This is a genomic window from Blastopirellula sp. J2-11, assembly GCF_024584705.1.
Lineage (GTDB): Bacteria > Planctomycetota > Planctomycetia > Pirellulales > Pirellulaceae > Blastopirellula.
The window spans coordinates 2,151,704-2,166,108 of the sequence record NZ_CP097384.1 but is presented as its reverse complement, the minus strand read 5'-3'; the positions used below and the strand labels follow the sequence as shown (position 1 = coordinate 2,166,108).

Below are 14,405 nucleotides of genomic sequence, written 5' to 3'. Positions count from 1 at the left end.
ACGATGCGCACGACAGTGCCCGACAATTAATACTGCGGTTCGCTCAGGATCAGTTGCAATTCGTTGTAGACTTCCTCGTCACCGCTACGGGTCGCCATGTCCCGCATCAAATTCTGCTTGGTGATGTCGGGGAGCAAAAAGACTTCGCCATCGGCCATGACGACATTTCCGGTCAGGCTATTATTGAGCGTCGCGGCGTTCTCGGGGTCGTTTTCAATCAGCAGCGAGTCTCGATTGAGCGTTAGATCTTCCGGCTTCGTCCAACTGATGCCGGGCCCATTCTTTTCGACGACCATCAACAGCGTCTCGAAGTCATCCTTGACATCCTTTTGCGATACGCCGCCGCCATCAGGAAAGAGCGTCTCCTTCCCTTTGATTACGACAAATCGAGTTTCGAAGAACGTGTTGAGAGGATCGTCAAAACTGCGATAGACGCTCGGCATTTCTGAGAGGATCGTCAGGTTTTGCGGATCATCCCACGCAAGTTTCATGTTGTAGCGTGAGTAAATATCTTGGTGCCCTAAGAACGGCAGCAGCAAAACTCGCCATGAATGCTGCGGCTGACCTTGGGCGTCGCTCGTAAAAGCAGGCGGATACGCCCCGTAAGTCGCATGGTACGAATTCATCGCCTCGGCGATCCGCTTCAGATTGTCGTGTGACGCTTGATTTTGGGCCGTCCTTCTCGCATTCTGGATCGCCGGCACCGCGACGCTGGCGACTCCTCCGCCGCAGATCGCAAGAATCGCAAGTCCAGCGAACGAGAAGCCGAGAATCAGCATGATCGTCGCCAACGGCATGCGCGATTGATCTGCCGACGAAACGGGCTGGGGCGCCGCAAAGGGGGAATTTCCGACAGGTGCGCCAGCAGTCCCCAAGTGCGGGATGGTGATCGCCTTGGCGCAGATGGCGCAAGGACCGGTTTGCCCGGCATAGCTTTCGTCGATTTCCATGGGTGTCCCGCAATGGGGACAAGTGAATGAGATCGGCATGAGATAAGCGTTTCGCGAAGAAGGCGAGGGATACGGCCGATTATAGGGGGCGCTCGACGCAATCGCTAATGACTTGCGCGGAAGTCCTGCACAATCTGAACGTATTGCGCCGCCAGGTCCGAGATCCGCTGCATATCGCCGCTGGCGACCGCTTCTTTCTCGATCAGCGAACCGCCGACTCCCAACGCACAGGCGCCCGCCTTTAAAAAGTCGACCGCGGTTTTCAAATTCACTCCGCCGGTCGGCATCAATTTTATCTGGGGCAGGGGACCATGCAGCGCTTTCAGATATTGCGGCCCCGTGATGTCAGACGGAAAGATCTTCACGACGTCGGCGCCAGCTTGCCAGGCGGTCACAACTTCGGTCGGGGTCAGAGCGCCCGGCATAATCGCTTTGGAATAACGTCGACAGAGTTCGATCGTCTGCAAATTGATCGCTGGCGAGACAATAAACTCGGCGCCCGCCAAAATGGCCAGGCGAGCCGTTTCGGGATCCAAAACGGTTCCGGCGCCTAGGACGACCTTCCCCCCCAGTCGGTCGGCGACCGCTTCCAGCACGCGATGGGCTTTGGGAACGGTGAAGGTCACCTCGATTGCGTTGACGCCGCCGGCGAGCAGCGCTTCGGCGATATCAATGACCGCTTCCGGGCGATCGGCTCGTAAAACGGCGACAATTCCGGATGCGGTGACTCTTTCGACGATGGTCGGCTGGGACATGATTCGGTGCTTCCCAAAATAGAGATTGGCGATGGATGGGGGGGACGATCGAGGGAAAGAACAGGACCCATCGATCCGAAAAAACGGTAAGCTCTACTGACGACGTATTTTACGCAATGCTTTGTCAAATCGGCCGAACGTGAGATAATAACAAAAACAGACGCCGCTCGGGCCGCGCGGCAGTCGCCCGCTCTCCTTTCGCGCATGTTGATCGAGTATGGACGCAGAATCGTTTTTGAACCTAGGACAGGGAATTGTGCTACTAGTGCTTTCACTCGTAGCACTGGTACTAGCGTTCCAAATTATGAGAAGGTTTCGGGATCGCGCGGATGACGACCTGCCAGAGCAAGAAACACTGCTATCAAACTTCCGGGATTTGCATTCACGGGGTGCTCTGAGCGACGAGGAATTCCGAAAGATTAAGACGGACATTTCGACGCAAATCCGTAACTCGGTTGGAGATTCAATAGATGAACCGCCGTCAGGATCGCAAAGTGATGTCTAACTTTTTTGCGGTTAACTTCCGCACAAACGTAACGATGCATCCGTACAGCGAGGAGTTCAAGCCTGGGAGGCTGCTAGGTCGAAATCACACGGTGTGTGGTACCGAGCCTGGAATGTACGGATGCTTAAGATAGATGTTGAAGAGAATTGATAGCTCGACTCTCTGCGGACAAGGATGCCCCCCGGGCCCACGGCTTCACCGCCAACGGCCAATCGAGCGACACCTGGGAGTTTGGAACCGAGTAGGCGAACGTCGCCCTCTCGCCCATGACGCGTTGTAAAAGACGCGCTCGGTTCAACTTTGAGAAGCCGTAAAGGAGTTAGTGAATGCCCGCGGGAAAAGACCTCACTGGTGGTCGTCGCAGTTCGACGAATAAGAAGAACGCCTTCTGTTCGTTCTGCCGTAAAAGCTACCGAGAAGTGGGACCATTGGTCGAAGGACCTGGCGACGTATACATCTGCGGAGAATGTATCGATCTCTGCAAGTCCATTCTCGAACAAGAGAATCGACGTCGCGGCGCCAGCGGTAAATTGTTCAATCACGTGCCTAGTCCGCGTGAGATCATGACGCACCTCAATGAGTACGTCATTGGTCAAGGGAACGCCAAGAAGGTTCTCTCTGTCGCCGTCCACAATCACTACAAGCGATTGATGATGGGCGCCGAGGGATCCGAAGTAGAGATTGAAAAATCGAACATCATGCTCGCCGGTCCGACCGGCAGCGGAAAAACGCTGCTTGCTCGCACTTTGGCTCGTATCCTCAACGTGCCGTTCGCCATCGGCGACGCGACCACGCTGACCGAAGCCGGCTATGTGGGCGAAGATGTCGAGAACTTGTTGCTCAAGTTGCTGCATGCAGCTGACTTTGATGTCGAAGCGGCCCAACGCGGCGTGCTTTACATCGACGAGATCGACAAGATCGGCAAGACCTCCAACAACGTCTCGATCACTCGCGACGTCTCGGGCGAAGGGGTTCAACAAGCCCTGCTCAAGATGTTGGAAGGAACCGTCGCCAACGTTCCGCCGCAAGGGGGACGCAAGCATCCGGAACAGCAGTACATCCAGATCGACACCAGCAACATTCTCTTTATCTGCGGCGGCACGTTCGTCGGAATTGAAGAGATCGTTCGCAAGCGTCTGGGACGCAAGTCGATCGGTTTCGGCCAACAGACCGGATACAAGAGCGAAGCCGACTCGGCCGAGTGCTTGCGTCAGGTCAACAGCGACGACATCCTGGAATTCGGTTTGATTCCGGAACTGGTCGGACGTCTGCCGGTCGTCTGCTCGCTAGAGCCGCTGGATGTCGCCGGATTGAAGAGCGTATTGACCGAACCGAAGAACGCGTTGATCAAACAGTATCAACAACTCTTCGAGATGGAAAACGCGCAGCTCGATTTCTCGGACGACGCCCTGGAAGCGATCGCCCAACGTGCGATGAACAAAGGAACGGGAGCCCGCGGTCTACGTTCCATCATCGAAGAAGCGATGCTCGACATCATGTTCGATCTTCCAGAACAAGAACCTGGAAGCAGCTTCTCGATTACTCGTGAAGTAATCGAAGGCCGCGAAAATCTTTACAAGATGCCAGAAACGAAAAGTGCGTAAGGTTATCCCCTCCACTGTTTGACGTAGCAACGTTGACTCCGCAACTGATGTGAAACCTGAGCCCCGACCGCTTCTCCAACGGTCGGGGCTTTTTTGTGCGCGCGGCGCGCCGTTACTTCGCAACTTCTCTTCATAGCCAGCTGCACAATTTTGAATTGGTGCATCGTGCGAGAACTGTCACACAAGTGTTCTGTCATACCTGCGTTTTCGGCTTTGGCGCTATGCCCTTATCACGTCTTCGTGAAAAGAGCATGACACCCGAAAATTTCCGCGTGACACAACACTAGCCCGCGGCGCAAGCCAAGGGAATGCGGGTCGGTAACATCAACTAGGCCCGAAGTAGAGACCGCATCGGCACGCATGCAACTGCCGCTAGACGCCGGAGACTTTCTCCCGCTTCGCTTCAGCACGATTTAGATGACGCCGTTTCCCGACAGTCCCAACATCCGCTCGAGCGAAAGATACAAGAGAATCTTCACGCCAACTCGCAGGTCCACATCGCGAGGCGCTAAACCAAGCTGGACTGCGACATCTTCAAAGTCCATGACAAATTGCTCCGTTTCCATTTCGTCCAATTGCAGGAGAGATTGTGCATAAAGCTCTACGAGCATTTCGAAATTCGGCGTCGAGGCCGTCTCTGCTTCGTCGAGCATCTCCTCTTCGTCTTCAACTTCGTCGACCATTTCCGCTTCGATCACCGCTGACGGTGATTGGTGCGTTGTCGGCGTTGTCGAGTATTGCGATGCGGTGGTAGTCGAGTAGGGAATCGTTGGCGTTGTCGGTATGGTTGGCGTCGTCGTAGGACGCGTTGGTATCGTCGGCGTCGTCGGGATTGTTGGTGTCGTGGTCGTGATTCCCTGCACGGGCACGTATTGTGGCGGCGTTGTCGTATAAGCAGATGGCGTCGTCGTGTACTGCGAAGGTGTCGTCGTGAATAAGGTTGGCGTCATCGTGAACATCGACGGAGTCGTCGTGTACCGCGGCGGCGTGGTGGCGTACTGCGATGGAGTTGTCGTATACGCAGACGGCGTGATGGCGTATTGCGACGGAGTTGTCGTGTAGGCAGACGGAGTGGTGGCGTACTGCGATGGGGTCGTCGTGTATGCGGGAGGAGTGGTCGTGTACTGCGACGGGGTCGTAGTATACGCAGACGGCGTTACCGTCATGCTTTGGGCCGACGCCGCCAGCGTCATCCACGGTAGTAAGACGACGGCGAATGCAAAAGCGGGGAATTTCATAGCAGCGATCTCCTGAGGATGCCCTGAGTCGTATCGGCGAATGGTAATTCAAACCACGGGCCCCGCCTCCCGGGCAAACTTCCGGCGTCGAACAAGGGTTTACCAAGATACGGTGCAAATCACGTGCGGAAAGCGGCCGCGGGAGAGTGCATTCCGTCTCACTTCACAGAAATTGGTTCTCAAGCCGCAGATAATGGCTTTGTTATAGGCGCCGCAATCGCAGTGGGCGATTGAAAAATAGACCGTGACTGCGGGCGGTGTGCTGCAAGCGTCCCGAATGATCGGCCGGCGATCATGTTGATCAAGCCTTCAAGATCGCGCACAAAAAAACGCCGACTGCGGGGTCGGCGTTCTTTATTCGATTTAAACAGCTCGTCGCACTAGCGAAACAGCGAAGTTCCGCCGGGCAAATAATAGGTCGGAGCGTTGCGGCTCGTTCGTTCCCATTCCAGTAACACTTTCTCTTTGACCGGCGGGCTTGGTTGGGCCGGGGGCAATGCCGCCGGTTGCGAACCAATCTGGCGCGTCGCCTGGTCGGCGGCGATGTTCATCGCCATGTCATTGCGCGCTGGATCGCTGCCGCCGCGATGATAAAAGCCTTCGCTCGACGCGTTGGCGCTCACTTGCATGAACGGCCGTGGTTGTCCACTTTGCCGTGGAGTTGCGGCCGCTGCGGCTACGCTATTATTGGGCGCCTCTGGGCTTTGTCCTCGCAAAACGTACGGCTCGGTTTCGTTCTGGGCGACTTGCTCTTGCGGACCGCGAACGTTGGCGATCGAGCTGCCGTCACGCACCCAGCCGAGCCAGGCGACCTGCAAGTCGCTAAGACTGTGATAGCCATAGAACTTGTTGGTCGTACGGGTCCAGTTGTTCGACTTCATCCCTTCGCCGATGTATTCGACATACTTTGGCTTGCCTCCCTGGACGATCAAAAAGCGGGCCAGCGAATAGCCTTGCGCGTAGAGCGGCAAGACGTCGGCAGGGTAATCTTCCATCGCGAACATCCGATTGAACGCGATGCCGCGATCGGTCGTCAGACATTCGTACAGCAGCTTGGTGTTTTTGTTCTTTTCGGAGTCATGCTCGACAGTCGTGCAAGCGCCTTCGTCGGCCCAGCGGGGAAGGGGACGCCCAAAGTGACTCGCGAAGACGGTATGCAAAATTTCGTGCGGCAGAACCGAATCGAGGATTCGCTCGCGGGAGCCTTGAATCTCCATCGTCCAGTTGAACGGCACTCCGCGATTGAACGCGAACTGCGTGAAACCGCCGGCGCCGCCCCCTACTTTGACCAAGATCGGGCAAGGCTGCGACCACGGGGGAAGTTCACGTCCGAGCCATTCCATCGCGAGTTGGCGACGAAATCCTTCGGCCGCTTCACAAGTCTGCTGGGCCATTTGCTTGTCGGGAGCGGTGACCACAAAGTTTTCGGTGCGGTGATTAGCGCCTAGCGAGAGTACGGCGCCAAAGATGACTGCCGCGAAGCAGATACGAGCTTCCATGCTCTTGGAATCTCCAAGTTTTCTGGGATCGTGCTTGTGCGAGTCGCCTCCTGCAACTCGCTACTGGTCGCCGCGGCAGTTCCGGGGGAGAACGTTGGCGGCCAAAACGACGCTGATTCCGATCAAGCGCCGCATGTTTGTCGAAGGGTCGCCGTGCAGTGCGACTCTTGGGATCTTTGCTCAGTGACGGTCCCCAAATAGGGGCCAGCGACCCTCCATGCCGCAATCACCGTTTGTAAAGATTACAGAAAACCTAATCCAGAAGGCCGCGATCACCTAGAGCAATTTTCGCCAGATCGGACCAACAACCCGAAGCAACGCTAGCGGGGGGACATTCCTCACCTTCGTCGGTTACGCATGCCGGCAGCGGTTCGTTCACGATTTGGGGCGACGTTTTTTCTTTTTTTTCGACGGTGGTTTTTCGCTCAGCAAGAAGCGTTTTTCGGAATTGACCAGAAAACGCCCCGCCAAAGCCGTACGGCCGAGCAGCATTCGGCAAAGCATTGTGCGGCGACAAACGAGCCCCAGTTCGACCACGGCCTGATGTTGGCCAACCTGGATCGTTGTCTCGACGATGATCCGGTCATGAACGCTGCCGTTGCTCGACTTGATTCGTGTTCGGCGTTTGATCGGCGCTTCGATCGTCACCAAATTATCTCGGTTGAGCTTTGAGAGAGCGACATGAAACAGCACGCGATCTCCCGGCAACTCCTCGAAGTCGACGACATCGATCGCGCTAGAACGAGCGCCGCTGTCCGATTTAGCCCGAATCGGCGGGACGTTCCACTTAGGCAACGCGATGTATTCTTGCCAGCCGATGACGGCCAATTCACGGTTCTCGTCTGTCACTTCCACCCTCGCACATGTGCTTCATGCTCAGGCGAAAAGTATAGTCGATGCAAGGCCCTTTCGGGCAGTCCAAACCGGGGCAATCCGCCGGTCGCAGAGTGACGGCCAAGTATCGACGACGAATTAGTCGACCGGGGACTGATCCATGTCCAAAATCGCACTGAAATACATCACAAATTTACCGTTACGACGCCCCTTGATGGTATCAACCAATTTTACCGCGGCGTTCAAAACGTCGCGTCGGCTGATCTGCCCCACCAATTTGCCATCTCGTAAGACCGGCAATCGCCGATACTCCGTATTCTTGAAGATCTGAATGCACTGCAACAAATCGGCATCTTCCTCAATCGTCCGATGGGGATCGGTGTTCATGAAGGCCCGAACTTCATTGGAGGGCAACTGTTCGTACATCGCATCGAGCAGGAAGCTCATCGATGTTTTTTCTGAGAAAACGCCCAAATACTGGCCTGCTTCGTCAACGACAGGCGCACCAGAAATCCGATAATGGAGAAGCTTGCGCACCGCCTCCAATGCGTCATCTTCTGCGCGAAGCGTAATTAATTTGGTAGCCATAAAATCGCCCGCCACCGGTGAACGATTCTGAGAAGTTTGAAGAGACATCGTCACAGTCCCCCTTTCCCTAATGAGTAGGTAAAAAACGGATGAGCGGGGAGAGTCTTTTGATTGTGATGAGAGCCGTTATTTTAACCCTCTGCCAGCCGCGGCGGCAATCTTTTTCTTTCAACTTTGCGGCACAAAAAATTCCAATAAGAAAGCCATAAAGGAAGTCAGGTATCCACAAAGGGAATTATGTATTCCCCTACATCTGTTTCGCACCGAAGCGGCGTCCGCCAAATGACGCTCTTTAATTTGACGAAAAATGATAACCCAAGTAATCTAAGATTGGCGCGCAGAATCCGTCATGCTTTATGTATGGAAAGGAGACCACTATGTTTAAGCCGGGGGATCCCGTGGTCTATCGTAAGACCAAACACACGACCCATCCCGGTCCACGCGCTCACGATATCGACCCCGAACCACGGGGTGAGTTTTATACCTACGACGTCGATAAATACTGGGTGATCGAGCAGATCGATCAAGAAGCGATCGTGGTTCGCACACGACGCGGCAAGACCCACGCGATCCGTCGAGACGATACTCGCCTACGTGCCGCCAATTGGTGGGAACGCTTTTTTCTTCGTGGTCGTTTTCCTGGTGCTGATGCTGGGCAAGAAAACACGACGTAGACGTCGAAGCTTCCGCTGATGACGTACGAATCAACGACGCCGAGCCAAGGGGAATGACATTCCCCCTGGCTCGGCGTTCTGTTTTTCTTGCCGCTCTACGATCGCTACTTCAATTTGGCGATCATCTCAGCGTACGAATCAAGCAATCGGCCCGGACTCCCCATTTGGTTGTAGCCGCCGTCGACATGCAAGATCTCGGCCGTCACTCCTTGCGACATGTCTGACAACAAGTAGGCGCCTGCTTTGCCGACTTGCTCGTGGGTGATGTTGTCACCCAGCGGCGACACCGCCGCGTACAGGTCGGTCATCCCTTTGGCGCCCACGGCGCTGCTGGCCAACGTTTTCAGCGGTCCGGCGCTGATCGCATTGACGCGAACCCCGTCTGGCCCCAGGTCGAAAGCCAGGTATTTGACGATCGAATCGAGCGCCGCTTTGCAGACGCCCATCATGTTGTAGCCCGGCACGATTCGCTCGCCGCCGTAGTAGGTCATCGCGCAGACCGAGCTGTTTTTGCTCAAAATCGGCCGCGCGGCGTTGGTCACGGCGATCATGCTATAGGCGCTGATGTCCATCGCCAGCTTGAAACCTTCACGGCTGCATTCGACCGTCGGCACCCGCAGGTCCTCCAGCGACGCATAGGCGACCGAGTGCAGCAAAAAGTCGATCTCGCCCAATTCTTGCTTCGCCGTTTCCATCACTTCGGCGATGTTCTCGTTCGACTGCACGTCCAGCGGAACCAGAAACTTGGCGTTGGGGTTGCCGTCGATCAACTTGCCGACGCGATGTCGGTTCTTTTTGCGTTCGTCATCCGGCTTGTCAGGCAGATGCGTAAATCCGCACACGCCGCCGCCGGCCATAATTTGCTCAGCAATCGCCCAAGCGATCGAGTGATTGTTGGCGACGCCGACGATCAGCCCTTTTTTGCCTTCGAATAATTGCACTGCGAGATCTCCTCCGCCTAGCCCAATGTCATGCGGCTCGTAAACCGTAGTAATAATCGCCCAGAATACCCGTTTCCGGCCCTCCTCAAAAGCGGACTTCCTGATACGGCAGGCGTCGAACTCAAATCAATTTGATAACATGGGGCCGTTATCCTTTGACGACATCGGCGGAGCAAGGCATGGGCGGAGCCCTTTACGACGAAATCGAATCGGCCCTCTCCCTGGGCGAACAGCGTGATCTGATCGGCGCCGCGCATCTGCGAGTCGTCGCGCTGGCCACCTCCGAAGATCGGCTCGACAAGTACCTGCACGCGGCGCTCGACGCGATCTTTCAGCGCGGATCGGCCGATTACCTGACGGTCGCCGTCCGCGACAATCTCGGCCAATGGTCCCCCATCGCCGAAGCAGGCCGCCGCCATCCGTTGCCGACGCCGGCTTTGGTCGCCGCGGTCGACGCCAGCGAGCCGGTCCTGGCCGAAAGCTGGCTGACCGTGGCCCTCCACGGCGACAAATCGCTCTCGCTGGTCCTGGCGGTTTGCAGCACGCCAGAACGGATCAAAACGTTGCAATACCGCGCCGCGTTGACCGCCCATCTGCTTGGTTACGGCGTCGGGCTCATCCGCGAGCGCGTTGCGCGATCGGCTCGCTTGAAACGTCTCGAGCAACTGCTGACCATCATCGAGTCGTGGCAAAAAACCCGCGACATGCACACGCTGCTGACCGAAATGGCCGAAGCGGCCGCCGAACTGTTCGGATCCGAGCGGGCCAGCATCTTCCTCTGGGATCGCCCGAAAAAAACGCTCGTCGGCCGGCCCGCCCTCGGCATCGAAGGAGGCGAACTCCGCGTGCCGGACGATCGCGGCGTGGTCGGCCACGTCGTCCAAACCGGCGAGCCTCGCCGCGTTGACGAACTCGAAAAAGACGAAATCAACCGCGACATCGATCAGTCCCTCGCTTTTCATACGCGTAATCTGCTCTGCGTGCCGCTCGTCGGACGCCGCGGGCGAATCTTCGGCGCGTTCGAGCTGATCAACAAGCAACTCGGCAACTTTACGGCCGAAGACCAGCTTGGCCTGACCGAACTGGCCGCACATGCCTCGTCGGCGCTCGAAAACACCCAAGAGACCGAACGCATCTTGGCCAGCCGCAATCGCCTGGCCGACGCCGCCGCAGCAGCCGCCGAGCTGATCGGCGATTGCCCGGCGATCGCCACGTTGCGCGGCACGATCCGTCGCGTCGCCGAGTCGAATCTGCCGGTGCTGGTGTTGGGCGAAAACGGAACCGGCAAAGAAGTCGTCAGCCAGTCGATCCACTTTCGCAGCGATCGTCGCGCTCAGCCGCTGGTCGCCGTCAACTGCGCCGCGGTGCCAGACACGCTGCTCGAAAGCGAACTGTTCGGCCGCGAGAAGGGCGCCTTTACCGGGGCCGACGAAACGCGCCCCGGCAAGTTTGAAATGGCCGACGGCGGCACTCTGTTTCTCGACGAGATCGGCGATCTCAGCCTGGCCGGCCAAGCGAAGCTGTTGCGCGTTCTCGAAGACCAACTCATCCTGCGGGTCGGCGGCACGACCGAGATCCAGGTCGACGTCCGCATCATCGCCGCGACCAATCGAGATCTGGGCGAACTGGTCCGCGAAAAGAAGTTCCGCGAGGACCTCTTCTTTCGCCTGCACGTCGTAACGATCGAACTGCCGCCGCTCCGCGAACGGGGCGCCGACGTGATCACGCTGGCCAACCACTTTTTGCACCATTTCTCCCTGAAAACCGGCCGCCAAACGCCGACCCTGGCCGATGCGGCCCAGCGACGCCTGTTGGCCCACCCATGGCCCGGCAATGTACGCGAACTGCGCAACACAATGGAGCGGGTGATCTTCCTGCACAGCGAAGAGGTAATCCAACCCGAGTCGCTGCAGTTCCACTCGCTAGATTCGCACGACGACACCCCAATGAATCTGCCGCTAAACGACGCAACTGCTGAATTTCAAAGACGTTATATCCAGCGTCACGTCGACGCCGCCCAAGGCAACATCAGCGCCGCGGCCGAAAAAATCGGCATGCACCGCTCGAACCTCTATCGCAAGATGAAACAGCTAGAAATGCTCTCCGACAGCACCCCAGGAGGCGCCAGCGAATAAAAACGGACCGGAAAACATGGTGACCGCCTTGGTAACGGCCGATGTTAGCGTTACATTATGGAATTCTGAGGGAAGCGAACCTGCCAACAAGCAGACGCGTCCCCCAAAAAACGCTCCTTTAGCTCAATCGGCAGAGCAACTGACTCTTAATCAGTAGGTTGTTGGTTCGACTCCAACAGGGAGCACTTTTTCTAAATCCTTTCTGGATTGAGGTTAAGAGAGTCCGCATGGGCGGCTCTCTATGGTGCGGATTTGGTGTATGTCACCGTCCACGTCACCCGCGACCCTTTCAGTCATCTTCCGTTGTATCGTAGCGCCAGTCATCGGGTAGGCCATTTTTACGCCTCACCATTGCTTTAGTAAATGCTTCTACTGCAACTCTCTCTGACGCACCTAATTTTTTGAATTCCTCTAAAGTACGAGCACTGAAAATTGGAGCTAATGCCGCTTCAAGATCTTCGACGACTCCAAATTCTTCAAACTGGGTCAATTTGAACTCTTTAACGATTTTAGAGCTGGCCCCATCGGAAACATGGATTGGATTGGTAAAGGCTTTGGCGATACGGACGGCCCCCGGAAAATCTTGAATCTCACCGCGAACCCAATCTCTTGGCTCGTCATCGCTAACCCACTGCTTCCATCGCCACAAGCAGTACAAGAGCCTTGGCCCCTCAATCTCTTTCAGTCCGCTCCCACGAATTCTCGCGAGCACCAAATCTTTAGCCACCGCAAGATCCGAATCAACTAATATTCGTTTGTCGACCGTCCCCTCTTCTTGCGACTGCACTTCCGTAGCAAGCTTCCGAATCGGCAACCAGTTTCCGACGGTGTTCTTAAAACAATTGAGCAGCATGGCGCTCCTTTTCACCTCGTCTGGTTCGCAAATCAGTGAATGGTAAACAAGCCTGCAAGCGTTCGCGTCGGCCCCCATTCCAAGCACTCCCAAGTCTTCCATTGGGATCTGATCTCCGATATCGAAAATTGAGGTTAGGAACGTCTCCAGCCGCTCACTGGGTATTTCATTTTTTCGGCCCAAGAGTCGACCAATTGCTACCTCGATACTACCCTCACTGACTAACTGCTTCAGAAGCCTCAGTAGTTCGCCTTTTTCGGAAGTAGATATGATTCGATTTAAGTCGCCCTGCGAAATATCTCCCTTCGCAATAGATTGCATAAAATAACGATCGAACATTTTCGGATGACAGATTCGAAGCTCCTTCTCCCACTGCGCTTCGTAGTCACCGACGTGACTCTCTCCCTTTACTGCCCAAGCGAGCCTTGGAAAAATGGATTCAAGCAATTTCTTCAAGACTTCCCTGTTTCCGGGACTGGCCAGGACAAGCAATTCCTCAAACTTTTCTTTAGCATCTAGCTCTGATTTTGGGACTCTAAAGCTGGCTGTGAGACGATCCCCCAAAAGCAGACTCTTCGACTTTGCTATTTGGGCGTAGATTTTTGGCTCGAAAACCCGAATTGTTTCTATCGCGACGAGATCTACAAAGTTAACGTCAAGCGACTTGTCTTTGTAAAATAGCCCAATCTCAAACGTAAACGTCGACAAAAACCGTCGTACGTCCCTAAGTGACTTGAAAAACGCGAATAGGTATCGACCGTAGATTGCTTCCCAACGTGTCTCATCGAGACTCTGGCCCATTCCCTCATTACTTAAAACCGCATTAAGTCCATCAATCAAACACTGATCTATTTCCTGCCACTGAATTTGTGGCAGGTCAAAGCCAGCCTGAACGATTTTCTCCATGTACTCGCAACCGTCGCAGCCCGAAACATTACCTAATGCTTGTTCTACGATTTTTCGATCGAACAACATGAGATAGATGATATTGGGAAAATCGGCATTCACTTTTACAAGTCGAAACAGAATGCGAATTTCTTCCGATGTCAGGCGATCAACGTCATCGAGTACGATCAGTACAGGACGATCCGCTTTCAACAGCTCTTCGCTCAACTCTCTCTTTAGGCTCTCAACGGTATTGTCTTCACGCCCCTCCATAACCTTGGCGCCTTCGTCGCTTAATTTGGAGGATGCTCTCATCGCCGACGACATTCCCGACAGCAACATGGGTGCCCATGGAACACCGGAAACCTCAGTTGCGAATCGTAAATGGTCTAAAACGCTACTCCCTAGCGTAAGTCGATCTGCATAGGTCCGCCATTTTCTCGACAGTTGCGTCCCAAGTTCCCCATCAAAGCAGTGCCCCAGACTTGTCGCGATCTCTTCAAAAAATGCTCTTTGAAGTCGCTCCTCGCCTGACCAACTCCAAGGATTAAATTCAACGACAGTCGGCCCATCACTTGCTTTTTGAAGCAATGATAGGAGAACGTTCTTGACAGAAGTTTTACCCTCGCCCCACTTTCCGTAAATCGCGATCACCAATCCATCTCGGCCGTCCCATGCTTTGATAGCGGAAGCAAGGTCGATCACAAATCGCCCGCGATTTAATTTGTCTTCGCTCAAGTCGTTGATTGGACGGTCTGCGGAAAGACTATGAAGGACAGCGGCATCGCTCATAGGAACTCCTTTTTCTTGAGGCGTAACACAGTGCGGATCTATTGGAACAGGTGACGCGTCAAACTTAGATCTGCTCTTCTAGTCGCCACATCATGTCTGCTGTTGCCATAGCGTCTTTCACCACGTAATACTTCAGCGTCGTATCAATCGAT

Annotated in this window: 11 protein-coding genes and 1 tRNA gene; 4 read left to right on the top strand and 8 right to left on the bottom strand. The window is 55.2% G+C overall.

Annotated elements, in window-relative coordinates; genetic code table 11:
• Positions 1-26: 26 nt before the first annotated feature.
• Positions 27-950, bottom strand: coding sequence for a DUF1559 domain-containing protein (locus tag M4951_RS08865; protein WP_262026122.1), 924 nt, complete (start codon positions 948-950; stop codon positions 27-29).
• Between the two features lie 104 nt (positions 951-1,054).
• On the bottom strand, positions 1,055-1,705 hold the full coding sequence (locus M4951_RS08860) for a bifunctional 4-hydroxy-2-oxoglutarate aldolase/2-dehydro-3-deoxy-phosphogluconate aldolase (protein ID WP_262026121.1): 651 nt from the start codon (positions 1,703-1,705) through the stop codon (positions 1,055-1,057).
• A gap of 831 nt (positions 1,706-2,536) precedes the next feature.
• Here M4951_RS08860 and clpX point away from each other — a divergent pair.
• Positions 2,537-3,814: an ATP-dependent Clp protease ATP-binding subunit ClpX gene (clpX, locus tag M4951_RS08855; RefSeq protein ID WP_262026120.1), complete on the top strand. Its 1,278-nt coding sequence runs from the start codon at positions 2,537-2,539 to the stop codon at positions 3,812-3,814.
• 413 nt (positions 3,815-4,227) lie between these two features.
• Here the strand turns inward: clpX and M4951_RS08850 are convergent, their stop codons facing one another.
• From M4951_RS08850 to M4951_RS08835, 4 genes are all read right to left on the bottom strand, one after another.
• Complete coding sequence (locus M4951_RS08850) at positions 4,228-5,052, bottom strand: hypothetical protein (RefSeq protein WP_262026119.1); 825 nt, start codon at positions 5,050-5,052, stop codon at positions 4,228-4,230.
• 380 nt (positions 5,053-5,432) lie between these two features.
• On the bottom strand, positions 5,433-6,551 hold the full coding sequence (locus M4951_RS08845) for a hypothetical protein (protein WP_262026118.1): 1,119 nt from the start codon (positions 6,549-6,551) through the stop codon (positions 5,433-5,435).
• Between the two features lie 375 nt (positions 6,552-6,926).
• Complete coding sequence (locus M4951_RS08840) at positions 6,927-7,400, bottom strand: ATP-dependent zinc protease (protein WP_262026117.1); 474 nt, start codon at positions 7,398-7,400, stop codon at positions 6,927-6,929.
• Positions 7,401-7,523: 123 nt separating this feature from the next.
• Entirely contained in the window at positions 7,524-7,973 is a 450-nt protein-coding gene (locus M4951_RS08835; RefSeq protein ID WP_262026116.1) for a CBS domain-containing protein, read from the bottom strand.
• 377 nt (positions 7,974-8,350) lie between these two features.
• Here M4951_RS08835 and M4951_RS08830 point away from each other — a divergent pair, with 377 nt between their 5' ends.
• Entirely contained in the window at positions 8,351-8,647 is a 297-nt protein-coding gene (locus M4951_RS08830) for a hypothetical protein (protein WP_262026115.1), read from the top strand.
• Between the two features lie 104 nt (positions 8,648-8,751).
• Here the strand turns inward: M4951_RS08830 and M4951_RS08825 are convergent, their stop codons facing one another.
• Entirely contained in the window at positions 8,752-9,588 is an 837-nt protein-coding gene (locus tag M4951_RS08825) for an enoyl-ACP reductase (RefSeq protein ID WP_262026114.1), read from the bottom strand.
• A 179-nt stretch (positions 9,589-9,767) separates the two neighbouring features.
• Between M4951_RS08825 and M4951_RS08820 the strand changes: the two genes are divergently transcribed.
• Positions 9,768-11,723, top strand: coding sequence for a sigma-54 interaction domain-containing protein (locus M4951_RS08820; RefSeq protein ID WP_262026113.1), 1,956 nt, complete (start codon positions 9,768-9,770; stop codon positions 11,721-11,723).
• Between the two features lie 112 nt (positions 11,724-11,835).
• Positions 11,836-11,908: transfer RNA gene (locus M4951_RS08815), tRNA-Lys, on the top strand.
• A 104-nt stretch (positions 11,909-12,012) separates the two neighbouring features.
• Here M4951_RS08815 and M4951_RS08810 read toward each other — a convergent pair.
• Positions 12,013-14,253: a P-loop NTPase fold protein gene (locus M4951_RS08810; RefSeq protein ID WP_262026112.1), complete on the bottom strand. Its 2,241-nt coding sequence runs from the start codon at positions 14,251-14,253 to the stop codon at positions 12,013-12,015.
• Between the last annotated feature and the right edge of the window lie 152 nt (positions 14,254-14,405).